Source organism: Pseudomonas sp. SbOxS1, assembly GCF_013416725.1.
Classification (GTDB): domain Bacteria; phylum Pseudomonadota; class Gammaproteobacteria; order Pseudomonadales; family Pseudomonadaceae; genus Aquipseudomonas.
This window is the reverse complement of sequence record NZ_JAAVXC010000039.1, coordinates 1-26,239: the sequence shown is the minus strand read 5'-3', so window position 1 is coordinate 26,239 and position 26,239 is coordinate 1. Positions and strand designations below refer to the sequence as shown.

Here is a 26,239-nt window from a genome sequence, read left to right as displayed (position 1 = left end):
CGGCACCGCGCCGGGCCACGCTCTCAGCCATCCAGTCAGACACTGCGCCACATGCGCGGTGCGAGGAAACCATTATGCAAAATCAGCTCTATATCGATGGCCGCTTCGTCGATGCGGTCGCCAGCGGCACCATCGACGTGGTGTCGCCCCATGACGGCTCGTTGATCACCCGCATTGCCGCCGCTGAAGCCGCTGACATCGACCTCGCAGTAGCCGCCGCCAAACGTGCGTTTCCAGCCTGGTCGGCCCTTGCCGCTGCCGAGCGCGGACGCCTGTTGCTCAAGCTGGCGGACAAAATCGAAGAATGCAGCGAAGAACTGGCGCATCTGGAGTCCTTGAACACCGGGCACCCGATCCGCGATTCCCGTGGCCTCGATGTACCGCGCACCGCCGCGTGCTTCCGTTATTTCGGCGGCATGGCCGACAAGATCGAAGGCGCAGTGATTCCGGTGGAAGCCGGGTTCCTCAATTACGTGCAGCGCAAGCCGATCGGCGTGGTCGGGCAGATCGTGCCCTGGAACTTTCCGCTGATGTTCACCAGTTGGAAGATGGGCCCCGCGCTGGCGGCGGGCAACACCATCGTCATCAAGCCCTCGGAAATCACGCCGCTGTCGACCTTGCGAATTGTCGAGCTAATGACCGAAGTCGGCTTCCCCAAAGGCGTGGTCAACGTGGTGCCGGGTTACGGTCATACCGCGGGCCAGGCACTGGCCGAACACCTGGACGTCGGCAAAATTGCCTTTACCGGCTCGACCGCGACCGGCCGGCGGATTGTTGAAGCGTCGCAGGGCAACCTCAAGCGCATTCAGCTGGAGCTCGGCGGCAAGGGTGCGAACATTGTGTTCGAAGATGCCAATCTGGAAGCGGCTGTGAACGGCGCTGCCTGGGCGATCTTCCATAACCAGGGCCAGGCCTGCATCGCCGGTTCGCGGCTGATTCTGCATGAAGACATCGCCGATCAGTTCCTGGAGCGCTTCATCGCGCTGGCCAAGTCGATCCGTCTCGGTGACCCGATGGACCCCGAAACCGAAATGGGCCCGCTGACCTCGGCACTGCACCGCGACCGCGTGTTGGCCTACATCGATATCGCCATCGAGCAGGGCGGCAAGATCCTCGCCGGGGGCAAGGCGCCGGACGACCAGGCCCTGGCCAAGGGGTTCTATGTCGAACCCACCGTGGTCGAGGCCAAGCCGGGTGATCGTGTCTGCCAGGAAGAAGTCTTCGGCCCCTTCGTTACTGTCGTGCGCTTTCGCACCGACGAAGAAGCGCTGGCCATCGCCAACAGCACCGAATATGGGCTGGGAAGCGGCCTGTGGACGCAGAACCTCAGCCGTGCACACAAAATGGCCGACGCCATCCATGCCGGCATGTGCTGGATCAACTGCTACAAGCGCGTCAGCCCCGGCAGCCCGTTTGGCGGCGTAGGGCAGTCCGGTTACGGCCGGGAAATGGGCTTTGAAGCGATCCACGACTACACCGAAGCCCGCTCGGTGTGGGTCAACGTCGACGCGAAAATCCCCCCACACTTCAAACGCTGAGGCTGGCCATGAATCCTTTCGTCTACCAAAGCCTGCCGACCCGCGTGGTGTTCGGCTGGGGCAAGCTCTCGGCACTGGCCGAAGAGATCCAGCGCCTGGGTGCCCGCCGAGCGCTGATCCTCACCACGCCGGAACAGCACGGTCTCGGTGAACGCGTCGCGGCGTTGCTCGGTGATCGTGCGGCGGGTGTGTACCCGCACGCGGTGATGCACGTACCGCTGGAGGTGGCACAAGCGGCGCGCTCTGAGGCGGCCCGTCTGGATGCCGATTGCTGCGTGGCCATCGGTGGTGGCTCGACCATTGGCTTGGGCAAGGCGATTGCCATGGATTCGGGGCTGCCGATTGTGGCGGTGCCGACCACCTACGCCGGCTCGGAGATGACGCCGATCTACGGCCTGACCGAGAACCGCCTGAAGAAAACCGGACGCGACCCACGGGTGCTGCCGAAAACCGTGATCTACGATCCGCAATTGACCCTGACCCTGCCGGCGCAGATCTCCGCCTGTTCGGGCATGAACGCCATGGCCCACGCGGTGGAAGCGCTGTACGCCGAGGACGCCAACCCGATCATCGGCTTCATGGCCGAGGAATCGATTCGCTCGCTGGCGCAGTCATTGCCGGGGGTGGTCAAGGATCCCGGCGATCCCGAGGCTCGCAGCCAGGCGTTGTATGGCGCGTGGCTGGCGGGTATTTGCCTGGGGTCGGTGGGCATGGCCTTGCACCACAAGCTCTGCCATACCCTGGGCGGTACGTTCAACCTGCCTCATGCCCAGGCCCACGCCATCGTCCTGCCCCATGCCGCGCATTACAACCGTGAAGCAGCGGCCGGGCCCCTGCAGCGCGCGGCGCGTGCGTTGGGTGGAAGCGAGGCGGGCGAGGTCGGTGGCTTGTTGTACGCGCTGAACCAGAAACTGGGTATTCCATTGGCGTTGGCGGACATCGGCTTCCCGGCAAACGGCCCGGCTGAAGCCGCGCAAATCGCCTGCGCCAGCCCTTACTACAATCCGCGACCCTTTGAGCAAGGCCCGATTGAAGCCTTGTTGACCCGAGCCTACCAAGGCCAGGCTCCTGCCTGATGGGCGAGCCACTACCACTTTCGTCGGGACAACAATAATGACCGATCAAGATAAAGCCATGGAACAACTGATCTCCGAGCAGGCCGTGAACAGCTTCGGTGACGCGCCCAATGCCCGCTACAAACAGATCATGCAAAGCCTGGTCCGGCACTTGCACTCGTTTGTCAGCGAGGTCGAACTGACCGAACAGGAATGGTTCGAAGGCATTGGTTTCCTGACCGAAACCGGCCACAAGTGCGACGGCCTGGTGCGCCAGGAATTCATCCTGCTGTCCGACACCCTCGGCGTGTCGATGCTGGTCGACGCTATCAATCATCGCCACAGCGCCACGGCCACCGAGACCACGGTGTTCGGGCCGTTCTACATCGAAGGCATGCCCGAGCGCGCGTTCGGCGAGAACATGGCCGTCACCCCGGGCGAGACGGCGCTGGTACGCGGGCGGGTGGTCGATACCCACGGCAATGCCCTGGTCGGCGCGGTGCTGGACGTCTGGCAGACGGCCGAAAACGGCATGTATTCGGGCCAGGACAGCAAACAGCCGTTCGGCAACCTGCGCGGTCGTTATCGCACCGACGCCGACGGTTGCTTTGCGATCCGCACGATCGTCCCGGTGTGTTACCCGATCCCGACCGATGGCCCGGTAGGGCGCATGCTCGAGGCCGCCAACCGTCACCCATGGCGGCCGGCGCACCTGCATTTCATGATCGAGGCACCGGGATATCGCAAACTGGTGACCCACCTGTTCAATCACGATGATCCGTACCTGGCGTCCGATGCGGTGTTCGGGGTCAAACAGTCGTTACAGGTGATCTACGAGGATCGCACCAGTCACGATGACCTGTCCGCACGGCTGGGCATGCCATTGCCGTTCAAGCGTGCCTGTTACGAATTCGTCATGGAGGCCGGGTGAATCATGGGCCAGTTTTTTGCGGTTTTCGCCACCGACCACCCGGATTGCCTGGCCTTGCGCCAGCGCTTGCGGCCCAGTCACCAGGCGCATTTGCGGGCAACCGATGCGCACCGGGTGGTCGTACGCCTGGGAGGCCCGACCCTCGATGATGCAGGCTCGGCGATGAATGGCACGCTGCTGGTGATCGAAGCCGGCAGCCTGGGGGAGGTGGAAGCCTTCGTCCAGGACGATCCTTATGTCCGGGCCGGCCTGTTTGCGAGCATCCAGATTCGCCCCTGGCACTGGAGCCTCGGCAACCCGGAGTTGCGGGGCTGACCATGACCCTCATTACCTTGTGTCACCGCCAGGACATCGCCGACGGCGGCGCCCTCGGCCTGCCGCAGCACCAGCAACTGCATCCCGCCGGCCTCGTCGCGGTGCGCCAGGGCGAGCAGGTGTGGGTGTACATCAACCGCTGCCCGCATTTCTCCGTGCCACTGGACTATCGCCCGCAGGAATTCTGCACCTATCGCGGCCAGGTGCTGATGTGCGCGCATCACAGTGCGATGTTTCGTTTTGAAGACGGGCACTGCATCGACGGGCCGTGCAAGGGCGCGAGGCTGGAACCTGTGCCGGTGCGCTGGGTGGATAACCGTCTGGTCATGGAGGTGGGTGAGGAGGGCTGAACTACACTCTTTGAGGGTGAATCACGCCCATCAGGAGATCATCATGAAAAGGTTGTCACCCATCGGCCTGTGCGTCGCATTGTCGGTTTTCAGCGCCCAAGGAGGGGCTGAAACTGTAGCGCCGATGAAAGTTCAACTGGAAATCAACGAATGCCATAGCATCACGGCCAGTAGTACTGCGGCCTGATAATGTGCTGTATATCAGCGATGAGGCATGCATGACAGCGACCTCTGCCTGCAAGACTGCGGCGCGACGCAGATTCAGTTCCGAGCACGAATACCATTTTATGACCTTGTTGGTGTCAGATTAAGATTTTCGAATTTTACGCTGCTCGGCATTTTTCATGATCGACTCGATTGGAGTGGGGATAGTTCTTCTGGTCCTTGCGATCCTAAATAATTCCATATGAGTCGTAAGGCCATAGGTAAACGGTGATGGATTGTAGAAGTCCAGTGCCCCTCCATCAGCAGGCCTAAAACGCTTGACCATTTCTTCTGTGACACGATCGATACCGATTACTCCGTGTTTTTTTTGCTCTTCAAGAAAAATATCTCGAACAGTATCGCGTTTGGCTATGCCGTTGTGTATTTCGGAACGCTGGTGAGCCGGAACTTTCTTCAGTGTCATGCTTTGAAATGAGTGTGGGTCATCAACCTTAAGTTCTACTGGGTGTCTTTCGTAAATTAAATCGGATTGCTGTTTTGTTGTTTCTTTAAAGTGTTCATGGTTTAGTTTGGTTACAAGTGGGTCGGCCTGGATTTTTGAAGTTATAGTGTCAATTTCCTTGTTTAGTTTTGTTCTGTTTATTTTGTCGAGGATGTATTGAATAGGTTTTTTTAAGTGGCCGGTAGGGTCAATAAAATTAACCGGATCACCCTTGCAGTATGCATACGAATTAACCCCACCCGTCCCAAACGGACTCAAATCGTCTGGGCAATTAAACCGCATCAACACTGGATTAAACGCCCGATAACCATTACCCAACAAATAATGCCCAGTCACCGGATCCGGCCGTTCGCCGTTGAAGCCCAACAGGCTGGTCAACCCGCTTTCGGCAAGGCGGTGCCCGTATGGGGAGTAGGCGATGGCTTGTCGCTCGGTGTTTTTCTTGAGTGTGTTCACTACCGAACGTTGCAAGTCAGTCGCCAGTAAGGTGGTGTCGTGCACATCGTGTTGGCGCTGTTGCTGTGCCAGAAGAAAGTCACTGTACTGGACGATGGAGTGGCCGATTGCGCCCTGAATTTCGGTGGCCAGGCGGTTTTTGCAGTAAAAGCGATGACGTTCCGGGGTATCTGACCGAGCGTGGGTGGTCAGTCGATCCAGCGGGTCGTAGCTATAGCGGATGAGCCAGGGTTGCTTCGGGTTTGTCATTGGGCGCTCCGAGCTTTCAAGGTCTGGGAGAGCTTGAGTATCAACGGGATTGTCGGAGTCGGGAACTAGCAGAACTGATAGGCGAAAAGCTGTGTGCACCAGAAACCTTGTGGGAGCGGCGGTGCGACGATCCGACTTGCCCGCGATGAGGACAGCATATCCAACATCGATGTTGGCTGACCTGACGCCTTCGCGGGCAAGCCTCGCTCCTACAAGGGTGACTTCGGGATTGAGTCCAGGCAGGTGGGAAAGGAGGGGTGAACTACACTCTTTGAGGGTGAACCACGCCCATCAGGAGATCATCATGAAAAGGTTGTCACCCATCGGCCTGTGCGTCGCACTGTCATTTTGCAGTGCCCAGGGATGGGCCCAGACGGTAGTACCGCTGAAGGGCCAGACCTCGCAACAGACTCAACTGGACATCAACGAATGCAACAGCATCGCCGCCAGTAGCACCTCAACCACGTCCACGCCCTCTGGCGGACGGCTCAAGGGCGCCGCAGTAGGTGCGGCAGCCGGTGCGGCCGGGGCCCAGGTACGCGGCCGCCAGCATGACGAGTTCTATGATCGTGTCGATGACGATACCAAGCAGGACTACCGGCAGAACCGCGCCAAGGAAACCGCGGCGGCGGGCGCCGTGGTCGGCGGATCGCGCCAGCGCCAGGAGCGTCGGGCGCAGGAGAAAACCAACGCGGCGACCACTTCGACGGCGTATACCAGTTGCTTGCAGGGGAAGGGGTATCAGGTTAATCCATAATCAATGTTGAACCTGTAGGAGCGAGGCTTGCCCGCGAAGGCGTCGCCACAGTCAACATTGATATTGGCTGACACACCGCTTTCGCGGGCAAGCCTCGCTCCTACAAAAGCGGTCTAAACCTTGAGCGTGGTTTTTTCCCGCTGATCCAGCAAATACACCATCAGGCACGCATACAACGTCACTGCAATGAACAGCCCCATGCGCACGGCGAAGGCGGTGTAGACGTCCTTGCCGGCCTGGCTGTCCTGGACCGACTGGCCCAACAGGATGATCAGGGTGATCAGGCTGTTGAGCCAGAAGCCAGGACTCAAACGGCCCGGGCTCAGGCCATAGAGCTTGCGCGCCAGGATCAGGGCGAACAGCAGCATCCACAGGAAGAACATCCACAGGTGCACGAAGACCGTCAGTGCGCTCCAGAACAGAATCGCCAACAGGCCGCCGAGCAAGGTCGAGCCAATCAGCTCGCGGGCGGCGTCGCGGGCGTTGGTGCTGGAACTCTGTTGTCCCAGGCTCACGGCCTTGAGCACGATGGGCAGGTAGCTGGCGGGGTCGATCAGGGCCAGCAGGAAGGTCGGGATCACGATCAGGGTGGCGCGCAATGCGACGCGGTCGACGTCTGCCGCCGACATGGCCTGGGCGGGTGGGGGTGTTGGGGCGTTGTCCGGTTCGGGGAACAGCCAGTGGCTCAGCCAGCCGATCATCACGGCCAGGAGCAAGCCGCTGGTCAATGCCTTGATGACCGTCGCCGCCAGGCCGAAGTCGGCGACCCCGGCCGCCGGGATCATGGTCAGGCCGATCACCAGGAAGGTCACCACCAGGTTGTTGCCGCCACGCTGGCCAAAGCGAAACACCATCAGCAGGCCGAGACCGATCAACAGCACGCCGCTGAAGGCGTAGTAACGCAGGAGCGGGATCAGCAGCAGGCCGATGCCGGTGGTCAGCATCGCGGTCAGCGCCAGCACCAGGGTGGCCTTGAACGGCAACGGGCGATTGAGGCTGACCAGCAGCAATGCCCCCAGCACCGGCGCCAGGAAGGGAATCGGCATAGCCAGGCCGAAACTCGCGGCCAGGCAAAGCGCGGTGCCACAGGCCAGGCGCAATGCGCGCTGCACCCTTGGCGAGCGCTTAGTAGGCATACGACAGCCAGCTCATCAGCCACAGGAACAAGTGCCCCAGCGGGTTGAGCACGTTGCCTTCGGCAGGGAAGGCCATGACTTCGGCCTGGCCACCGGAACGGATGGCACGGTTGTCCTTGAGCAGGGTCAGTGACTCGGGGGAGAACTCGATGACCACCGGAAAACGTTGGGCCGGGCGCAGCCAGTCACGGCTGTTCTGCACCGTGGGCAGGCTGCCGGGCGCGGTCGGCTGGCCGACGCTGACGCCGTAGCCGATGCTGCGCACACGGCCCTCGAACACTTCGCCGGGCAGCGCATCGAGGGCAATGGACACCGGGGTTTCGGGCTTGACCAGCGCGAGGTTGTTCTCGGTCATGTCGGCGCTGATCCAGACATCGTGGATCGCAATCAGGGTCATCACCGGGTTGCCAGCCGCGGCGAACTGGCCGACATCGGTGCGCAGGTCGGTGATCAAGCCGGCTGAACGGGCGCGAACCTGGGTGTTGGAAAGGTCCAGTTCGGCTTTCGACAGGGCGGTGGCGGCACTGCGCAACAGGGCGTTGTCTTCCTCGCTGCCGCCTTCCTGCTCACGGGCGCGCTGCACTTCGGCGCGGGCCGCGGCGACCTGGCTGACGGCCGCCTCGCGGTTGGCGCGGGACACCTCCAGCAGGCGCACGGAAATGGTTCCGGGGTCTTCACGGTACAAGCCCTCGAGGCGCTGATTGTCCTGCCGCGCCTTGAGCTCGTTGGCCTGGGCCGCGCGCAGGCTGGCTTGCGCCGAGGCGATGCCGGCGGTGCTGGCGCCGATCTGCCGACGGGTCGATTCAAGGTCGGCGCGCGCGCGATCCACGGCGATCTGGTAGGGCTGCGGGTCGATCTCGAAAATCACCTCGCCGGCTTTCACATCCTGGTTATTGCGCACGTTGACGCGAATCACCCGGCCAGCGACTTCCGCCGCCACCGGAATCACAAACGCACCCACCCGCGCCTGCTGGGTATAAGGCGTGAAGCGGTCCGCCAGCAGGTACCAGGCCAGGCTCAGGACGATCAGCAGCAAGACCCACTTGATGCCTTTTTTCGTCGGGTCGGCGGCAGGCGGCGCGGGCTGGGGGGAGGGCGCGGCTTCAGTCATGGTTCTTTCACCTGATTGGGCAAAGGGAAGGCGGGTTGCTCTGCCGGGGGCTCGGCGAGCAAGTCGCCCCAGTCGGTGCGTTGTTCCATCTGCTGTCGCGTGGCGCGATCAACCTTGGGCTGGGCGCTGTACCAGCCGCCGCCCAGTGCCTTGTACAGGGCAATCACATTGCTCACCGCATCGCCACGGCTGAGCAGATAGCTGTCCTGCAGTTCGAGCAAGGCCCGCTGGGCATCCAGCACCCGCTGGAAGTCCGAGTAACCTTCGCGGTAGAGCGTGTTGGCCAGGGCCAGCGAGCGTTGCGCGGCTTTTTCCGCCTCGCGCAAGATGCGCTCGCGTTGCAGGGCGCGGGTCAGGCCGTTGGCGGCGTCATCCGCCTCGCGCGCGGCCTGGCGCACCTTGTCGCGATAGGCTTCGATCAACTGCTGCAAGCGCGCATCCTGCACGCGCACGTTGTTGCTGATGCGGCCGTAGTCGAACACGTTCCACCGCAGGCTGGGCCCGCCAATCAGGTCGAGGCTGCGCGACGTTCCGCTCAAGGTATCGGTCGACCAGACGATGCTGCCCAGCAACGTCAGGGCCGGGTAGAAGTCGGTTTCGGCGACGCCGATCAGCGCCGACTGTGCCGCAACGTTCAATTCGGCCGCACGCACATCGGGCCGGCGCAGCAGCAGGTTGGCCGGGACATCCTGCAACACGGCGCGATCGACCAGCGGGATCAACTCGCTGTTGTCGGCCACCAGTGGCAGCGCACCGGGTGGCTGGCCGATCAACACGGCCAAGGCATTGCGCGTGCGATAAAGCTGATCTTCCAGGACGGGTAGGGTACTCAACGTGCCCAGGTATTGGGTCTTGGCTTGTTGCAGGTCGAGTTCGGCGGTCTGGCCGCTCTTGAACAGCCTTTCGGTGATTTCGAAATTGCGGTGCTGTTGGCGAGCGTTTTCGTTGGCGACACGCAAACGTGCCTCGGTGGTGCGCAGAAAAAAATAGGAGTCGGCCACCTGCGCCCGCAACAGGACCAGCACGTCGTCATAGTTGGCCTCGGCCGCGAAGTAGCTGGCATCGGCGGCCTCGATGGCACGGCTGAAGCGCCCCCAGAAATCCAGTTCCCAGCCCACGTCGAACCCGGCGCTGTGTTGCCAGAAATGGCTGTCCACCGGGTTGTTGCCGCCGGATTGATGGCGGTTGATGTAGGCGCTGTCGGCGGCGATTTGTTGCAGTTGCGGGTAACGCCCGCTTTGCGCGATGCCCAATTGCGCCCGGGCCTCCATCACGCGCAAGCCGGCGATCTTCAGGCTGGAATTGTGCGCATCCGATTCGGCGATCAAGCGGTCGAGCACCGGGTCGGCGAAGATCTGCCACCACTGGCGGATGTCCGGGTACTGCTGGCGCTGGCTGGCCTGTTCAAGGGCCGGGGTGTTCCAGTGATCGACCCAGGCTTCGCCCGGCGGCTGGAAGTCCGGCCCCAGCCGTACGCAACCGCCGAGGACCACTACGCCCATCAGCAGCAGCCGGTGGCGCCGCATCCGCGTGGATGTACCTGATTGCATTAAGTGTTTTCCAGCCAAAGGACCTCACAGCAGCATAGTCGTCGGGATGCCTTCTGCATGGCCTGGGCAATCGATAGGTAAAAACGTCGCGACTGTCTTGAAAACGACCTGTTTACGCTGAACGCGAACCGTCGACAGTTTTCTGTTGAACGAGTGTTCAGCTTGAACTATGTTCGTTCCACCTTCTTTCCCGGCTGGTTGCGGGCTTGCGTTTCTTCATATTGAACGAGGCACTGGCATGCGGTTTTCACCCTTTGTTGAGCACAACTCAATCACGCCCAGTGTTGACGACCCGGATTTTCCCGCCCCCGATTTCATCACCGATGCTGCTATTGAAGGCGGCCAACTTGCCGATCGCCTGGCCTTGCGCGAAGCGATTGCCGAGCACTATGGCAAGCTGTTGGGTCGTGAGCTGAAAGCGGCGAACGTGATCACGCTGGCCGGGGCGCAGGACGCCTTGTTCGTCACGTCGATGTGCCTGCTTGCCGCAGGGGACGAGGTGATTGTCCTCGATCCGATAGACCAGGCCTGCGAGGCGACACTCAAGGCTTGCGGCGCCACGCTGGTGCGGGTGGCGTCCATTGATGCAGCGCTGCTGGCCAAGGCGATTACCCCGCGCACCCGGGCGATTTTCCTGTCGAGCCCGAACGGCGGGATGCTCAACCACGAAGCATTGCAAACGATCGCCGGACTCGCCATCGCCCATGACCTGTGGGTGGTGGTCGAGGAGGTCCATGGGGAGCTGACGCTGCAGCACCCGCACTTGAGTCTCGCGGCAGCGCCGGGCATGGCCGAGCGTTGTGTAGTGATCGGCAGCCTGTCGACAGCCCACCCGATGGCCGGTTGGTGCATGGGTTGGATCGTTGCTGACTCCGCCCTGGTCGCGCATGCCCAAACACTGGCATTGGCCAAGACCTCCGAGCGTATCCGCGATTTTGTCCTGGCACTGAAAGTTCAAGCCCCCAAGCCCGTGGTCAGCCGCGTCACCAGTGGGCCGGTCAACGAGCCGGTCACTGCGCGAACCATGATCGAAGTCGATCGCCTGCACAAACGCTTCGGCAACATCGAGGTGCTCAAGGGCGTTTCATTGACGGCGCGAGAAGGCGAGGTGATCTCGCTGATCGGCGCCAGCGGCTCGGGCAAAAGTACCTTGCTGCGCTGCATCAACATGCTCGAAGTCCCGGACCAGGGGCGCATCCTGGTGGACGGCGAAAGCATTCACCTGAACCACACCCGCCCCGGCGCGCCCCTGGTGGCAGACGCCAAACAGCTGGTACGCATCCGTTCCAGCCTGGGCATGGTGTTCCAGAACTTCAACCTCTGGCCCCATCGCACGGTGCTGGAAAACCTCATCGAAGCGCCGACCCAGGTCCTGCGTGAAAGCCGCGCGGAGGCGACCGAGCGCGCCGAAGCCTTGCTGGAACGCGTGGGGCTGGCGGCCAAGCGCAACGAGTATCCGGCGTTTCTCTCCGGGGGCCAGCAACAACGGGTGGCCATCGCCCGGGCCTTGGCCATGCGGCCCAAGGTCATGCTGTTCGATGAACCCACCTCGGCACTCGACCCGGAACTGGTCGGGGAAGTGCTGCGGGTAATCCGCTCTCTCGCCGAAGAAGGCCGGACCATGATCCTGGTGACCCATGAAATGGCCTTCGCCCGCGATGTCTCTTCCAAAGTCGCGTTTTTGCATCAGGGGCTGATCGAGGAAACCGGTTCGCCCGACGAAGTGTTCGTACACCCACGCAGCGAGCGTTGCCGGCAATTCGTCAACGCTCATCAAACTCGCTAAAAACAACAAAAGACGGGGCAAAAACCATGGGAAATCGACGTTTGGCACACTGGTTGACTGGCGTGGCCGCAGTAATGCTGGCTGGCATGAGCGCGGCGCAGGCTCAACCGATCAGGTTCGCGGTCGCCGCCGAACCCTATCCGCCGTACACCGAGAAACAGGCCAACGGCGAATGGAAAGGCTTTGAAGTGGACCTGATCCACAAGCTGTGCAGCGAAATGAAAGCCGAGTGCGAGATCAAGGAAGTGGCGTGGGACGGGATCATCCCGTCGCTGTTGGCGAAGAAGATCGACGTGATCTTTTCCTCGATGTCGGTGACCGAAGAGCGGGAAAAACAGATCGCCTTCAGCAAGGCCTACTACGACTCCGTGGTTGCGATCGTCGGGCCGAAGGACGCTGTCGTCAAAAAGTACCCGGACGACCTCAAGGGCAAGACCATCGGCGTGCAGAACTCCACGGTGAGCGCCAGCTACCTGAAGACCTACTACGAAAAAATCGCCGACGTTAAGTACTACGATACCCAGGACTCGGTGAACGCCGACCTGATTGCCGGTCGTCTAGACCTGATGATGGCCGACGGCACCGCCATGGCGGCCTTCGTCAAGACCCCGGATGCCAGCAAGAGCAATCTGGAGTACCTCGGCGCCGTGCCGTACGACCCGATCTTCGGCAAGGGCGTGGGCGCCGGTCTGCGCAAGGACGACACCGAACTCAAGGCCAAACTCGACAAGGCCATCCAGGAACTGCTGGCGAGCAAGGACTACGACGACCTGTCCCAGAGTTATTTCGGGACCAGCGTGAAGCCGGCGTTCTAAGCGCAAGCCCATCGGGAATACCGTTCCCTGTAGGAGCGAGGCTTGCCCGCGAAGCTTTTGGCGGCCTCAAGGGCCCCTTCGCGGGCAAGCCTCGCTCCTACAACGGTGGGCGGGGGCGCGGTGGTGAATTGAGGGTGTGAAATGCCAGCAATGTTCGATTTGATCGGTTTCAGCGAGCAAGGATGGGGCGCGGCGCTGCTCAGGGGGCTATGGATGACCCTGCAGATCTCCGCTGGCGCCTTCGTGCTCGGGCTGGCCATCGGCCTGGTGGTGGCCTGCCTCAAGTTGGGCGGGCCAAGGCCGATTGCAGCGCTGGCGCGTGGCTACACCACCTTGTTCCGCGCGGTTCCGGAGCTGTTGCTGATCCTGTTGCTGTACTACGTCGGCTCCATGCTGCTCAACGCACTGATGGCAACCCTGGGTTACGGCGCGGTGAACGTCAGCGGCCCGTTGGCGGCGATCGTGGTGCTGGGCCTGGTGCAGGGCGCCTACGCCTCGGAGATTTTCCGCGCGGCGATTCAGGCCATCCCCTTTGGCCTGATCGAAGCGGGGAAAGCCTTCGGCCTGCACGGTTTCGGCCTGTTCCGCCGCGTCACGCTGCCGATCATGGCGCCCTATGCGATGGCGGGGATGGCCAACCTGTGGATCAACCTGATCAAGGACAGCGCCCTGATCAGCGTGGTCGGCACCAATGAACTGCTGTACACCGCCAGGCAGGGCGCGGGTTCGACCCGTCATTACCTGTTGTTCTACCTCACGGCGGCGGCGCTGTATTACGCGGTGACGCTGGCGTCCAACTACCTGTCGGGACGGCTCGAGCGACGCATTCGTCGCTGGATGCCTCTTGTTGACTGAACCGGCAAAGAGAATGAAATGATTCCAGCGTGGATAGTTGAATACGCATCGCTGTTGGCCCGAGGGCTGCAAACGACCATCGCGATCCTGTTGCTTGCCAGTGTGTTCGGTTTTTTCCTGGCGGTGCTGGTGGCGCTGGCGCGGATCTCGAAAAACAGAGTCATCGCCAAGCTCAGCCTGTTCTACACCAGCGTCACCCGCGGTACCCCCTTGCTGATCCAGATCTACATCTTTTATTACGGCCTAGGCAGCCTGTTTGCGCAGTTTCCGCTGATACGCGGCAGTTTCCTCTGGCCGTACCTGCGGGACGGCTACTGGTACATCGTGTTCGCCCTGGTGGTGTCGGTGGGGGCCTATGTCGGCGAAGTGATCCGCGGCGGCCTGCTGGCGGTGCCCAAAGGTGAAATGGAAGCGGCGTCGGCGTTCGGCATGACCCCGCGCCAGGCCCTGTTGCGGGTGCGTTTGCCCCGGGCGCTGCGCTTGCTGTTGCCGACCCTGGCCGGGGAAACCGTGATGTTGCTCAAATCCACGGCCCTGGCCTCGACCATCGCGGTGATCGATCTGTTGGGCGCGGCCAACGTGGTACGTGCGCAAACCTTGCAAGTGTATGAGCCGTTGCTGCTGGTGGCGGGTGTCTACGTGTGCCTGACGTTCCTGATCGAGGCGCTTTTCGCCTTCGCCGAGCGTCGCGGCACCCCGGTTCGCAGGTCCGCATGATGAACAATACGCCATTGGTTGACCGCTCCTTGCAAGGCATTGGCCTGTGCACCCTGGGCTACGCGTTCCTGTCCTTGCAGGATGCCGGCATCAAGTGGCTGGTGGCCGATTATTCGGTGTTCACCATCCTGTTCTGGCGCGCCCTGGTGGTGGTGCTCGCCTGTTTACTGATAGGCCGTTTGCAACTGGTGCGGCGTGCCTGGCGTTCGTCCAGCCGGCGGCTGTTGGTGGTGCGCGGCTTGCTGTCGATCGCGGCCTGGCTGCTGTACTACACGGCGGCCCGCGACCTGACCCTGGCGGAGATGACCACCCTGTATTTCTCGGCACCGATCATGGTCACGGTGCTGGCGACGGCGATTCTCAAGGAACGGGTCAACAGCTGGCAGTGGTTCACCCTGATCATCGGTTTCATCGGCGTGGTGATCGCCTGTCGCCCCAGCGACATGGGCGATCCGCTGCCGATTGTCCTGACCCTGCTGGCGGCGATGTGCTGGGCGTTCACCTACATCCAGTTGCGCCAAGTGGATGAGCAGACCTCGGTGCTGGAGCAGATGCTGATCACCAACGTGGTGTTTGCCATTTGCATGGCGCTGGCGTTGCCCTGGACCCACACCCCGGCACCGGTTCCGGCCTGGCTGGGCATGCTCGGTGCGGGGCTGATGGGCGGCATTGGCCAGTTCCTGCTGTTCGCCAGTTTCCAGCGTGCCACCGCTACCGTGCTGGCGCCGTTCGAGTACACCGGGCTGATCTGGGCGTTCCTGCTGTCGAGCCTGATCTGGGGCACGCTGATGGATGTGTCGTTGATGATCGGCGCCGGGTTGATCGCGGTCAGCGGCACCCTGGCGATGATTTTCGGCCGGCACCCGTCCCAGGACGTCGTCGGTGCCGAATGCTCGGTGTCGCAGCCCCTTTATCCCGAAGCGGCCGAGAGCAAGCCCGATCGCGGCCAGGCGGGTGTCGTGGATCAATGACAGGAGGACACGCCCATGGCGCAGGATGTTTCGTTCAACGTTCACAACAACAATGGTGATCCGGTACCTGTCGGCGCCTGGCGCTTCGAGGGCGCCAACGGTGGGCCGAAGGTGCACTTGCAGGCCGGGGTGCATGCCGATGAAATCGCCGGCATGCTGGTGCTGCACCTGTTGATGCAGCGCCTTGAGGTGGCCGAATCCCAGGGCCGGCTCAAAGGCAGCGTGACCGTGGTGCCGCAGGCCAATCCGCTGGGCATCGGCCAGTTTCGCCAGGGGCGGATCCTGGGGCGTTTTCACGATGGCAGCGGGCAGAACTTCAACCGTGGCTTCGATCAGTCGGCCGCCATGGAGCAGCCTTCGACCAATGTCCAGGAGTGGCAACAGAAACTGGTGCAACTGGCGGCACCGGCGGATGTGATGCTGGACCTGCACACGGACGACGAAGCGTTGCCCTACCTCTACGTGCACCGCAGTTTCTGGCCCCGTGGCCGTGAACTGGCGGCGGCGCTGCAGATGGACGTGGCGATCATCTGGGATGACGGCGGCGACGGATCGTTCGAGGAAACCATCATCGCGCCCTGGCTGCGAGACGGCACGACCGGGCACCGCATGGCCGCGACCCTGGAGCTGCGCGGGCAGGGTGACGTCAGCGACCGTTTCGCCGAGCAGGATGCCCAGGGGCTTTACACCTGGCTCTGCGGTTATGGCGTCATCGACGATACGCTGTCGCCCGCTGACTGGCCTGTCGAGGCCGTGGAGATGGGCCACATGGAGACCATTCTCGCGCCGCATCCCGGGGTACTGATCTTCGAGAAGGAACTGGGCGATCTCGTCGAGCAGGGGCAGCGCTTCGCCCGCATCCTGCGCCGCCCTGGCGACACGTCCTCCGAAGTGGTGCTGTATGCCGAGCAGACCGGGCGCCTGGTTACACGCTACCGCGATCGCCTGATCGCCCGGGGCATGGGCGTGGCGAAGTTCACCGGTAGTCGCCAGTCGCGTCACTGGAGTGGCGGGCTGCTGGACCCCAACTGAGTCGACGCCGTGGCAATGGCCGATCACCGGCGTTCATGACAACCGCTCATCGCTGGTCTACGCTGCGATACGTACCCCTGTCCAGAACCCTGTGACGTAAGGAACCGATGCATGCGGAGCAGGTTGCTCGCCCCATTGATCGTCATTGTCACGATGTGTTGGTCGGTACTGCTTTGGGCCGAGGACGCCACCCAGCCGCTGGAGGCTCCACCTGCGCCTGCGGAGCTGAAAATCGCCAATCGCAGCATCATGGTTTTCCGCGGTGCGGTGCTCGGTGAAGCGCCGCCAATCCGGGTCAAACGTGCAAAAACAGTGATTAACGAAGCCCTGGATGAAGCGGACGATCTGCGTGTCACCCTCGACTCCATTCAGAGCAGTTACCTGGTGCTGCTGGGCTCGAAACGCGCTTTTATCGTTTCCCCCAAGGATGTCGATCCCACCGAGTTCGAATCGGTCAGGCAGGCGGCAGAAAGTGCTGCCGACAATCTCCGCCTGGTGGTGGCTGAAACCCAGGAAGCCCGCAACCTGCGGCTGATTCTCAGGTCACTGGTGGTCGCAGCGCTGGCCACCGGTATCTATCTTGCGTTGCTCTGGGGCATGGCGTACCTGCGCCGTCGCCTGCTGAAAAAGCTGCCGGACCTGATGCAGCGGCACACCCAGGCGTTGAAAGTCGGACAGGTGCAGGTGATCGATGCCAACTACCTGTATCCGCTTGTCAGCCGCCTGCTGGGGATACTACGCTGGCTGGTTGTGCTGTTGCTGACCTACGAATGGCTGGGTTTTGTCCTGTCGCGGTTTCCCTACACCCGGCCTTGGGGCGAAAGCCTCAACAACTACCTGTTGGAAGTCGCCGGTCATCTGTTCCAGGGCATCGTCGGCGCCATACCCGGTCTGGGCGTGGCCTTGGCGATTTTCTTCATTGCCCGGGGTATCACAGTCTTTGCCCGGCGGATCCTGCGGCGCATGGCCACGCCCGGCACCTTCAGCTGGTTGAATCAGGAAACCCTGCAACCGACCCAACGCCTGACGTCCCTGGCCATCTGGCTGTTCGCCCTGGCGATGGCCTATCCCTACTTGCCGGGTGCCGGCACCGATGCCTTCAAGGGTTTGTCGGTGCTGATCGGCCTGATGATCTCCCTGGGCGCCACCAGCGTGGTCGGGCAGGCCGCATCCGGGTTGATCCTCACCTACACGCGCACCTTGCGCCCCGGCGAGTTCGTGCGCATTGGCGAATACGAAGGCACGGTGACTGAGCTGGGCATGTTCACCACGCGCATTCGCACGGGCCTTGGGGAAGTGCTGACGCTGCCCAATTCGATGATCACCGCCACCGTCACCAAGAACTATTCGCGCACCGTGCAAGGCCCGGGTTATGTGGTCGACACCGTGGTGACCATCGGCTACGACACGCCGTGGCGCCAGGTCGAAGCCATGCTGCTGGAAGCCGCCCGGCGCACCCCCGGGGTGCTCGATGAGCCGCCGGCGCAGGTGTTCCAGACAGCCCTGTCGGATTTCTATCCCGAGTATCGCCTGGTGGCCCAGGCCATCCCCAGTCAGCCACGCCCGCGCGCGCTGTTGTTGAGCATGCTGCACGCGAACATCCAGGATGTGTTCAACGAGTACGAGGTGCAGATCATGTCGCCGCACTATCTGGGCGATCCTGAGCACGAGAAGCGGGTGCCCAGGGACAAGTGGTATGCATCACCGGCGCAGAAAACCGAGCAGACCTGAGTGAAACTGACTAAACGCCACCGTGCTTTTGCCGGCTTCATTCTCCTGGCCTTGGGCCTGATGGGCATGTCTGCGCTTTTGCTGCTCAAGTCCGAAACCCAGCGTCGGGAAACGCGCTTTTCCGAATACGTGCAGAATATTTCCGGCATCGTGCGCAATCAGCTCGATACCAACGAAGCGGTGCTGGCCGGGTTCTCGGCCTTTCTCCAGGCGGTCGACCAGAGCGACACCGAAGCGGCGGCGCGCTATGCCGCCGCGGTGATGGCGGCTTACCCGCATCTGTACATGCTCGAAGCTGCACGCGCGGTGCCCGTGGCCGAGCAGTCCGCCTTCGAAGCACTGTTGCGCCGTACCTGGCGACCGGACTTCACGCTCAAGGATTTCCCCACCCTTACCCAGCAACCGGCCCGGCACCAGGCCTTTCTGCGCGAGACCTGGCCGGTGCTGTTCATGTATCCGGTGCTCACTGAGGCCAATGCGATCTACGGCGTCAGGCTGGAAACCGTCGGCTATCTGTCCCATGCGCTGGCCCGCACCTACAACAATCCAAAGCCTGTGGTATCGCCGGTGTTCACCATGTACGAGGGCGGCGAGGCGTTCATTCTGATGCAATCGGTCAGCCGGCCTGAACGGATGCGCGAGAGCTCCCGGCCGAATTTCTTCGGCAGCACCATGGTTGCCTTGCTGTTGGTCAGGACCGGGTCGCTGCTCGATGCGGTGATGCATGCGAACCTGGACCCGCGGGTGCACATCCGCGCTGTGCTGCAGACCGCTGCCGGGACTGAAAGCCATGTGTTTGCGACGGGGTCCGGGAAGACCGGTTTCGTCGATCGATTTTTCCTGCCGCTGCTCGAAGAGCGGGTCGAGATTCGCAGTGCGTCCCAGCCGATGACGTTGCTGTTTGAACGGCAGTTGCGTTTTGCCGACGTCCTCAGCGGGCAGACCTTGCTGCTCCTGGTGCTGTTGGGTGCGGCGTTCGTGCTGATTCCGTTGTTGCTGGTCCGGCACTTCAAGGCACTGGAGCGGGCCGAAGTCCAGCACCAGCGTTCTACCTACCTTGCCACCCACGATGTGCTCACCGATCTGCCCAACCGTTACCTGTTTGCCGATCGCTTCGAACAGGCACTGTCCCATTGGCAGCTCGAGCGGGTGCCGTTTGCCGTGCTGTTGATCGACCTGGATCATTTCAAGGACATCAACGACCATTACGGCCACGAGGTCGGCGACCAGGTCCTGCGGGCGCTGGCCAGTCGCATGCTGGGCGCCACGCGTGGGGAGGACACCGTTGCCCGTTATGGGGGTGATGAGTTCGTGGTGCTGGTGACTGACCTGGCCGATCCTGATAACGCCCAGCTCAAGGCTTCGAAGATGCTGGAGGCGATTGGCCAGTCAATCGTGACCAGCGCGGGGGAAATTTCACTTTCGTGCAGTATTGGCATCGCCCTGTGTCCGTTGCATGGGCAGACGCTCGATACCTTGCTCAGGTCTGCTGACCAGGCCATGTATGGGGTCAAGCAGCTGGGGCGAAAGGGTATTGCCATGACCAAGGCCATGTAGGAGCCCGGCTTGCCGGCGAAGGCGGCCTGACAGCCGATCCATCTCTCATGGCTGTACCCGACCCACTGTAGGAGCCAGGCTTGCCGGCGAAGGCGTCCTGACATTCGATGGTAGTCCTTCAGGTGTACCTATCCATTCCTGCGGCAACGGCGGGTTTCGCCCTTACGGCGAGTCACTTGGAAGAGCCTGTAGGAGCCAGGCTTGCCGGCGAAGGCGTCCTGACAGACGATGATTGTCTTTCAGGTGTACATATCCATTCCTGCGGCAACGGCCACCTAGGGTTTCGCCCTTACGGCGAGTCACTTGGAAAAGCCCCAAGTAACCAAGGGCTCTTGCCCCTGGCGTTCGGTGCCTCGCTAATGCTCGGCATACCCTCGCTCCGGTCCTGCTCCGTGGGCCCGCCGCGATGGGCCATCCTTGGCCCAGCGCTGCTAAACCGGCATCCCTGCCGGTTTACCCACTGCGCAGAACCTCCACTCGGCCTCCCGATGGGGCAAGAAAATCAAAAGCCAAAGCCAGATCAAAAGCACGCGAGGCGGCCTACCGGCCGACCTGATCGGGGGGTGTGCGCATTTCCCTGTAGGAGCGAGGCTTGCCCGCGATGGACGTCAACGATAACGCGGGAAACCTGACCCACCCCGCTGCAGCCCGATCACCTGCACTCCGACAACACCACTTGGCAGGTACCCGGCGTCCCCCCCGAGCGACCGGCATATCGTATGCAGTTATTCAGCGATTTCTGCCGCGCAATGCTCAAGGTGGAGCCAAACGCGAGGCCCCCTTCGCCAGCGGTGGGCAGCGCTTTGGCATAGCAGCTTGAGCCTGTGCTGGAGCCCGGGTTGCGAGCCGTGGCGGTCTTGCCTGCACAGCCCGCTGTCAGCATCAGGTTGATGGCGAGTAGAGAGGGCAGGACCCATGACGAGCAGTGGCGCACTGTGATTGCGGTCATCCCGTTTCCCCTGGCTCAAGCGGTTGGCAACCGATGGTGTGCCTGTTCAGTCTAGTCGGCCTGGGGCCTGGGTGAGCGTGCTGCCGATCAACCGTCATGGCGCCCTTGTCGCATAAATTTGAAATGCACGGCGTTACTCGACAGAATCGCCCCCCTCGATTGGGCCAAAGGTGCCTCAGGTTCGGGGTGAAAAGGGGTTGCAGTTGAACGAACAGACATTGTCCATGCGCCTGGAGCGCGTGGCGGCGCATGTGCCAGCGGGTGCGCGCCTGGCCGATATCGGCTCGGATCACGGCTACCTGCCGGTGGCGTTGATGCGCCGTGGCGCGATCAGCGCAGCGGTGGCCGGCGAGGTGGCGCTGACGCCGTTTCGCGCGGCTGAACGCACCGTGCGCGAGAGCGGCCAAGACCAGGCGATCACGGTACGCCTGGCCAATGGCCTGGCCGCGATCGAGCCGGCAGACCGGATCACCGCGATCAGCCTCTGCGGCATGGGTGGCGAGACCATTCGCGACATCCTCGACAGCGGCAAGGCACGCCTGAGCGGCCAGGAACGCCTGATCCTGCAGCCCAACGGCGGCGAACAGCCCCTGCGCCAATGGCTGATGGACAATGGCTACCGCATCCTCTGCGAGGAAGTGCTGCAGGAAAATCGCTTCTATTACGAAATCATCGTCGCCGAGCGCGTCGGGCCTACGCAGTATTGCGCCCAGCAGCTGTACTTCGGCCCACTGCAGATGCAAGCCCGCAGCCCGGTGTTCCTGGCCAAGTGGCAGCGAATGCTGCGCCTCAAGCACAAGACCCTGAGCCATTTCGCCCGGGCGCGGCAGGCCGTACCCGAAGAGAAGGTGCAGGATATCGCCCGCCAGGTCCGCTGGATCACCGAGTTGCTGGCTTAACCCCGCCGGCCGCTAGCCACCACGCAACTGCGCCGGACTCACGCCAAGACGCTGCTTGAACGTGGTCGTCATGTGCGCCTGGGAGTTGAAACCGCAGGCGTGGGCGATGTCCGCCAGCCTCGCTGTCGAATCGCGCATCAGGGCACGCGCCTTGGCGAGGCGGCGGTCGATCAGATAGCTGTGCGGGCTTTGCCCGGTCGCGTGCTTGAATGCACGCAGGAAATAACCTTCGGACAACCCGAGCAACTGCGCCATCGCCTGCACGCCCAGCGGGCCGCCGAGGCCGGCGTCGATGAACTCATCGAGCAAGCGCATGCGGTTGGCGGTTATCGAGCCTTGCAGCGGTGCCGACACTGCGTCATTACCCTCGGCCCGTTCGGCCAACGCGAGAGCCCAGGCCTCCCAATCATCCGTCACGCTGGCCTGCAACAGCGCGCCGCGCATTCGCAGGGCGAGGGCAGTCGCCTGGGGATCGATGCGGTTGTTGAAGGCCCGATCCCCCGGCAGCGCCAAACCGTCGGTGCGCATCAACCGCAGGTATTCACCGCCCTTGGGCGATTCGGACAATACGTCACACCCGGCGGGGACGAACGCCAGGCCGTTGGGCACGGCAATGAAGGGTTGCACCCGATCGCTGCCAATGGCGTGCAGGCCGCGCTGGCTGTCGAAGGCAAAGCCAATCGCCGCCTGGCTTGCGACATATCGGGTCGCGTAGGCGCTGCCGGGTAGCAGTTCGATCGCCCACGGCCCGGCCTCGACACGGCGCACCGGTTCAGGCGGGAATGGCGGTTGCAGGCGGTTGGGACGGTTCATGGGCACCATAGTAGTCAAGGAGGGGCGCAAAAGTCAGGTCGGTTTTTTGAAAGCCGGCCAATGGCGTGCGTGTCTAGACTGGGCCAAACCCTTGGGAGCCTCCTCATGTACACACTGACTCGCGACGATATCGAACAAGCCGCTCGCCTGGTTTACCAGGTGATGCCTGCCACCGCGCAGTACCCTTGGCCCTTGCTGGCCGAGCGCCTGGGTTGCACGGTGTGGGTCAAGCACGAAAACCACACACCCACAGGCGCATTCAAGGTACGTGGCGGCATTACCTTCATGCACTGGCTCAAGCGCACGCATCCAGGCGTGCGGGGCATCGTCACCGCCACCCGCGGCAACCACGGTCAGAGCCTGGCGCTGGCGGCCAGCGCGCTGGGCTTGAAGTCGCTGATTGTCGTACCGCAGGGCAACTCGCTGGAAAAGAACAACGCCATGCGCGGCTTTGGCGGCGAAGTGGTCGAACATGGCCGGGATTTCGATGAGGCCCGCGAGGAGGCCGCACGCCTGGCGCAGGCCCACGACCTCTATCTGGTTCCGCCGTTCCACACCGAACTGGTCAAGGGCGTGGCCACCTATGCCCTCGAACTGTTCAAGGCGGCGCCGGACCTGGATACCGTCTACGTGCCGATTGGCTGTGGCTCGGGGATTTGCGCAGTGATCGCCGCCCGCGACGCGCTGGGCCTGAAAACCCAAGTGGTGGGCGTGGTATCCACTGAGGCTGCAGCGGCGAAATTATCCTTTGAAGTGGGTGTTATATGTGAGACCCCCTCGGCCAATACCTTTGCCGACGGCCTGGCCGTGCGCAAGCCGATTGCCGAGGCCTTTGCTGTCTACGCGGCGGGTGCCGAGCGGATCGTGTCGGTCAGTGAGGCGCAGATTGCCGAGGCCATGTGCGTGTATTACACCGATACCCACAACCTCTCCGAAGGGGCAGGCGCGGCCGCCCTGGCAGCGCTCATCCAGGAGCGTGAAGCAATGCGGGGCAAAAAAGTGGGGGTGATTCTGTCCGGTGGCAATGTCGACAGATCGGTGTATGCGCGCGTGATTGGGTGAAGGGTTTGATCTCGGTGAGAAATCTGCGTGCTCGACTATTATTGAGGGTGTCCCGCGAACAATAAGGCCTATGCACACTGACCGGTACTGCAGCCATGTCCAGGTTGAATTCGTCCTCCGATGCCACGCCTTTTCTCGTTCCACGCGCGGTTCAACGTAGCGGTGAAGCCACTATTGGCGGGTCTTACTCCGCTGAGCTGGACGTTTGGGTCGTCGAAACAGAGCAAGGCGTCGTACCGATCATTGAGTGTCGGCAGATGGCCGAAACCTTGACCAAGACCCACGCCCGGGTGGAAGAGGCCGATGATGAGGACGACGACAAGGAAATCCTGTTCCGATACCCCCTTGAGCTGGAAACCAAAACCAGCCTGTCGCCTGAACGTGACGATGACGACCCATCGCTACTCGAGTTGATCACCAAAACCCACGCGTATTCGGAAAAGGACGATACGACGGATTTTAACCTGGACTATGAAAGCGTCGACGTCATGGCCTGGCAGAGACAGCGCTGATGCTGCTTTTGGTGACCCATCAGCGGGATATCACCATGGATTTCGTCGTACTCGAAATGCGGCGCCGCGGTGTCGATTTTTTCCGCCTGAACACCGAGCTGCTGCCTTCAATGCTGTGTACGTTTTCGGACCGGGTGCGCGACGACTGGACGCTCGTATCCGGTACCAGGACCGTCCATGGCTCGCAGGTGACGGGCGCCTATTTCAGGCGACCCGGCAAGCCACAGGTTAGCCCCGACATCACCGATGAGGCGGCCCGCCGTTATGCAGAGTCCGAGTGGGCGAGCTTGCTCAAGAGCCTGTACATGCGCCTTGAAGGACGCTGGCTGAATTCACCGACCCAGATTGTCCTGGCGGAGGACAAACCGCGGCAGCTGCTGCACGCCCACCGCCTGGGATTCGATGTGCCTGCGGCCCGCATCACCAACGACCTGCAATCGGTACGGCAGATCACGGACAACCACGCCTGCATTGTCAAACCACTGCGTGAAGCACTGCTGACCGGGGAGAACGAGAGCATCATATTTACCACCAGGCTCAATGATCTCGCGTCGACTGACGCAGGCGCGATAGCCCTTGCCCCGATTATCGTCCAGCAGGAGATCGCCAAGAAGTATGACGTGCGGGTGACGGTGGTGGGGCAGCGTGTATTTGCCGTTGCGATCTGGTCCCAGGTGCATTCACAGACCCAGGTGGATTGGCGTCGGGGGGCTCATACCGACCTCAAGCATGAACTGATCCAGCTGCCCGCACGTCTGGAGGAACAATGCATCGAGCTGACGCAGTCATTGGGTTTGCGGTTTGGCGCTATCGACCTGGTCTGTGATCACGACGACAGGTACTGGTTCCTGGAAATCAATCCCAATGGGCAGTGGGCGTGGCTGGAAAACGTCGCCGGCGCGCCAATTGCCAGCGCCATTGTCGATGAACTGCAAGGCATTGGCCGCCCATGAACCTTTTAGAGTTGATCTGGCCCGAGTTGCAAACGCTCACCCAGCAAGAGGCCGGGCATCAGCAAGACAACACGAGTATCCGGGCGGCCAACTGGGACGTTGACACCGATGCGGCGCTTGAAGAAGCGCGACGCCTCGATGATGCCGAGTCGGATCGCCGAAAAACCGCAGACGGCAAGGCCAGCATCTATCTGGCAGCCGTCACGGCGCTTGCACCAGTTTTAGCCTCTTTGCTTCCGGGCATCTGGAGCGACAAATCGACGATCAGCTACAGCATCGTCTCGCTGGCCATCTTCTTTCTGGCCACCTTGTATCTGTTCCGGGCGGGCCTCTGGGCATTCGAAACGCTCAAGGTCTCAACCTCAAGTCGGGTCGACGCCAGCGACCTGGCGAGCACGTGGTGCAAGACCGATCCCAAGCCCGAGCTGGTGGAGAAGCTGTTGCTTGCCGTGAGGTACAACCACACCGGGACCAATCGCAAGGTGTCCTGCATAAAGATGACTCACGCCTTTCTGCTCAGGGCGTTTCTGGCCTTTATCCTTTTGTTGAATGTCCAGGTCGCCTGGACACCTGTTTGTCAGTTGGTAGCGCTGGTGATCACTACGATTCGTTGTACCTGGTAGATAAACGGGTGAAGTGGCTCAGCGCTGACGCATTTCGCTCGTTTGCGAAGGGAGCAGGCCAACGCCTTGCCATTTACAGGCCTGCCCCCGATTTTTGGCTATTCGGGACGTCAGCGCGACATGAGGCCTGCAGCCCGGGCGCGTAAAGCCATCACCAGATTCGCTGGCATTTTTTTGATTTCTTCAGGCCAGAGCGCCAGGTGCCCGCGAAATTCTCTCGACTCGTCGTCGAATTTTGAAATGTCAGCGAGCACGAAGCTGTACCGGCTGAGGTAAGCCGCAGACAAATCATCGGCTAACGCCCGCGCAGGCTCTCCGGCTAGCGCCAGGCACCATTGGGCGATTTCAACGATTCGTTCACTTGGTGTTCGCGGTGCCACACCGTGCAGGAAATTCAGGATGTATTGGTTATAGAGCAGGGCGCCTTGCTCGGGCTCTTCGGTGGGGTTTCCCGGGCAATGTCGTCGTTCCCAGGGAAGCATGTAGACCATTTTGTCCAGCGCAGTCTGAAGAACATAATCCGACGGCTTAACCAATCGATGCATAATCTTCTCCGGATAAAAAAACGGTTTAGCTATGGTAGCTCATCCTTGGAAATCAATAGATTTCATGAAGAAAAAACCACAGGGGATGTGTTCTTGACTCGACGAATCCCGGGTTTCATCGGTCTTGGTGTTGCCATATTTCGGATGGACCCTAAGGGTGGTGAGAGGGCAGCGTGGGGTTGTATTTAAGAATTGGATTGGGGGGATATCCATTGCTGCGGTAACGGCCACTTATGGTTTCGCTGTTACAGCGACTCCCTTTTTCAAACGCCAAAAAGGAAGCAAAAGGCTTTGCCCCACCACT

Annotated in this window: 27 protein-coding genes; 20 read left to right on the top strand and 7 right to left on the bottom strand. The window is 61.8% G+C overall.

Annotated features, from left to right (window positions below; translation table 11 throughout):
• Positions 1-74 precede the first annotated feature (74 nt).
• From HFK74_RS28300 to HFK74_RS28275, 6 genes are read left to right on the top strand one after another with little or no spacing between them, the layout of a single operon-like run.
• Complete coding sequence (locus tag HFK74_RS28300; protein WP_180206389.1) at positions 75-1,538, top strand: aldehyde dehydrogenase family protein; 1,464 nt, start codon at positions 75-77, stop codon at positions 1,536-1,538.
• An 8-nt stretch (positions 1,539-1,546) separates the two neighbouring features.
• A complete protein-coding gene (locus HFK74_RS28295) occupies positions 1,547-2,614 on the top strand; it encodes a maleylacetate reductase (RefSeq protein WP_180206388.1) in 1,068 nt (355 codons plus the stop codon).
• A gap of 37 nt (positions 2,615-2,651) precedes the next feature.
• Positions 2,652-3,524, top strand: a complete 873-nt coding sequence (locus HFK74_RS28290) for a dioxygenase (protein WP_180206387.1) — start codon at positions 2,652-2,654, stop codon at positions 3,522-3,524.
• Positions 3,525-3,527: 3 nt separating this feature from the next.
• The gene (locus HFK74_RS28285; RefSeq protein ID WP_180206386.1) at positions 3,528-3,839 is read left to right on the top strand and encodes a YciI family protein; all 312 of its coding nucleotides are present in this window, start codon (positions 3,528-3,530) and stop codon (positions 3,837-3,839) included.
• A gap of 2 nt (positions 3,840-3,841) precedes the next feature.
• Positions 3,842-4,189, top strand: a complete 348-nt coding sequence (locus HFK74_RS28280) for a Rieske 2Fe-2S domain-containing protein (RefSeq protein ID WP_180206385.1) — start codon at positions 3,842-3,844, stop codon at positions 4,187-4,189.
• Positions 4,190-4,232: 43 nt separating this feature from the next.
• Complete coding sequence (locus HFK74_RS28275) at positions 4,233-4,376, top strand: hypothetical protein (protein ID WP_180206369.1); 144 nt, start codon at positions 4,233-4,235, stop codon at positions 4,374-4,376.
• A 120-nt stretch (positions 4,377-4,496) separates the two neighbouring features.
• Here the strand turns inward: HFK74_RS28275 and HFK74_RS28270 are convergent, their stop codons facing one another.
• Positions 4,497-5,561 carry an RHS repeat-associated core domain-containing protein gene (locus HFK74_RS28270; RefSeq protein WP_180206384.1) on the bottom strand — a complete coding sequence of 355 codons (1,065 nt, stop codon included), beginning with the start codon at positions 5,559-5,561 and terminating at the stop codon, positions 4,497-4,499.
• A 304-nt stretch (positions 5,562-5,865) separates the two neighbouring features.
• On the opposite strand from HFK74_RS28270, the gene HFK74_RS28265 reads away from it, so the two are divergent.
• Positions 5,866-6,318 carry a YMGG-like glycine zipper-containing protein gene (locus HFK74_RS28265; RefSeq protein ID WP_020799502.1) on the top strand — a complete coding sequence of 151 codons (453 nt, stop codon included), beginning with the start codon at positions 5,866-5,868 and terminating at the stop codon, positions 6,316-6,318.
• A 113-nt stretch (positions 6,319-6,431) separates the two neighbouring features.
• Here HFK74_RS28265 and HFK74_RS28260 read toward each other — a convergent pair whose 3' ends face one another.
• The 3 genes from HFK74_RS28260 to HFK74_RS28250 are packed head-to-tail and all read right to left on the bottom strand — an operon-like array spanning position 6,432 to position 10,115.
• A complete protein-coding gene (locus tag HFK74_RS28260) occupies positions 6,432-7,454 on the bottom strand; it encodes a DUF2955 domain-containing protein (protein WP_180206383.1) in 1,023 nt (340 codons plus the stop codon).
• Positions 7,444-8,565 (bottom strand): HlyD family secretion protein, encoded by a 1,122-nt coding sequence (locus HFK74_RS28255; protein WP_180206382.1) that lies wholly within the window; start codon positions 8,563-8,565, stop codon positions 7,444-7,446. The genes HFK74_RS28260 and HFK74_RS28255 overlap by 11 nt, the downstream gene beginning before the upstream one ends.
• Complete coding sequence (locus HFK74_RS28250; protein ID WP_180206381.1) at positions 8,562-10,115, bottom strand: efflux transporter outer membrane subunit; 1,554 nt, start codon at positions 10,113-10,115, stop codon at positions 8,562-8,564. Before HFK74_RS28250 ends, HFK74_RS28255 begins: the two co-directional genes overlap by 4 nt.
• A gap of 238 nt (positions 10,116-10,353) precedes the next feature.
• Between HFK74_RS28250 and HFK74_RS33460 the strand changes: the two genes are divergently transcribed.
• The 8 genes from HFK74_RS33460 (at position 10,354) to HFK74_RS28210 (ending at position 19,579) form a co-directional block, all read left to right on the top strand.
• Positions 10,354-11,901 (top strand): aminotransferase class I/II-fold pyridoxal phosphate-dependent enzyme, encoded by a 1,548-nt coding sequence (locus tag HFK74_RS33460; RefSeq protein WP_306669928.1) that lies wholly within the window; start codon positions 10,354-10,356, stop codon positions 11,899-11,901.
• A gap of 26 nt (positions 11,902-11,927) precedes the next feature.
• Positions 11,928-12,716 carry a transporter substrate-binding domain-containing protein gene (locus HFK74_RS28240; protein WP_008065666.1) on the top strand — a complete coding sequence of 263 codons (789 nt, stop codon included), beginning with the start codon at positions 11,928-11,930 and terminating at the stop codon, positions 12,714-12,716.
• 141 nt (positions 12,717-12,857) lie between these two features.
• A complete protein-coding gene (locus tag HFK74_RS28235) occupies positions 12,858-13,571 on the top strand; it encodes an ABC transporter permease (RefSeq protein WP_180206379.1) in 714 nt (237 codons plus the stop codon).
• Between the two features lie 18 nt (positions 13,572-13,589).
• On the top strand, positions 13,590-14,288 hold the full coding sequence (locus HFK74_RS28230) for an ABC transporter permease (RefSeq protein WP_180206378.1): 699 nt from the start codon (positions 13,590-13,592) through the stop codon (positions 14,286-14,288).
• Entirely contained in the window at positions 14,285-15,259 is a 975-nt protein-coding gene (locus tag HFK74_RS28225; RefSeq protein WP_180206377.1) for a DMT family transporter, read from the top strand. Before HFK74_RS28230 ends, HFK74_RS28225 begins: the two co-directional genes overlap by 4 nt.
• 15 nt (positions 15,260-15,274) lie before the next feature.
• Positions 15,275-16,291 carry a succinylglutamate desuccinylase/aspartoacylase family protein gene (locus tag HFK74_RS28220; protein WP_180206376.1) on the top strand — a complete coding sequence of 339 codons (1,017 nt, stop codon included), beginning with the start codon at positions 15,275-15,277 and terminating at the stop codon, positions 16,289-16,291.
• Positions 16,292-16,402: 111 nt separating this feature from the next.
• On the top strand, positions 16,403-18,022 hold the full coding sequence (locus tag HFK74_RS28215; RefSeq protein WP_180206375.1) for a mechanosensitive ion channel family protein: 1,620 nt from the start codon (positions 16,403-16,405) through the stop codon (positions 18,020-18,022).
• Positions 18,023-18,028: 6 nt separating this feature from the next.
• Positions 18,029-19,579, top strand: a complete 1,551-nt coding sequence (locus HFK74_RS28210; protein WP_180206420.1) for a sensor domain-containing diguanylate cyclase — start codon at positions 18,029-18,031, stop codon at positions 19,577-19,579.
• Between the two features lie 652 nt (positions 19,580-20,231).
• Here the strand turns inward: HFK74_RS28210 and HFK74_RS33320 are convergent.
• Entirely contained in the window at positions 20,232-20,528 is a 297-nt protein-coding gene (locus HFK74_RS33320) for a hypothetical protein (RefSeq protein ID WP_257230450.1), read from the bottom strand.
• 203 nt (positions 20,529-20,731) lie between these two features.
• On the opposite strand from HFK74_RS33320, the gene HFK74_RS28205 reads away from it, so the two are divergent.
• A complete protein-coding gene (locus HFK74_RS28205; RefSeq protein WP_306669927.1) occupies positions 20,732-21,427 on the top strand; it encodes a tRNA (adenine(22)-N(1))-methyltransferase TrmK in 696 nt (231 codons plus the stop codon).
• A gap of 12 nt (positions 21,428-21,439) precedes the next feature.
• Here the strand turns inward: HFK74_RS28205 and HFK74_RS28200 are convergent, their stop codons facing one another.
• On the bottom strand, positions 21,440-22,249 hold the full coding sequence (locus HFK74_RS28200) for a helix-turn-helix transcriptional regulator (RefSeq protein WP_180206418.1): 810 nt from the start codon (positions 22,247-22,249) through the stop codon (positions 21,440-21,442).
• Between the two features lie 96 nt (positions 22,250-22,345).
• Between HFK74_RS28200 and HFK74_RS28195 the strand changes: the two genes are divergently transcribed.
• From HFK74_RS28195 to HFK74_RS28180, 4 genes are all read left to right on the top strand, one after another.
• A complete protein-coding gene (locus HFK74_RS28195) occupies positions 22,346-23,302 on the top strand; it encodes a threonine dehydratase (protein ID WP_180206374.1) in 957 nt (318 codons plus the stop codon).
• A 95-nt stretch (positions 23,303-23,397) separates the two neighbouring features.
• On the top strand, positions 23,398-23,814 hold the full coding sequence (locus tag HFK74_RS28190; protein WP_180206373.1) for a hypothetical protein: 417 nt from the start codon (positions 23,398-23,400) through the stop codon (positions 23,812-23,814).
• Complete coding sequence (locus HFK74_RS28185; RefSeq protein WP_180206372.1) at positions 23,814-24,767, top strand: MvdC/MvdD family ATP grasp protein; 954 nt, start codon at positions 23,814-23,816, stop codon at positions 24,765-24,767. The genes HFK74_RS28190 and HFK74_RS28185 overlap by 1 nt, the downstream gene beginning before the upstream one ends.
• Positions 24,764-25,390, top strand: a complete 627-nt coding sequence (locus HFK74_RS28180; protein WP_180206371.1) for a hypothetical protein — start codon at positions 24,764-24,766, stop codon at positions 25,388-25,390. The genes HFK74_RS28185 and HFK74_RS28180 overlap by 4 nt, the downstream gene beginning before the upstream one ends.
• Positions 25,391-25,500: 110 nt before the next feature.
• Here HFK74_RS28180 and HFK74_RS28175 read toward each other — a convergent pair whose 3' ends face one another.
• Complete coding sequence (locus HFK74_RS28175) at positions 25,501-25,935, bottom strand: hypothetical protein (RefSeq protein ID WP_180206370.1); 435 nt, start codon at positions 25,933-25,935, stop codon at positions 25,501-25,503.
• Between the last annotated feature and the right edge of the window lie 304 nt (positions 25,936-26,239).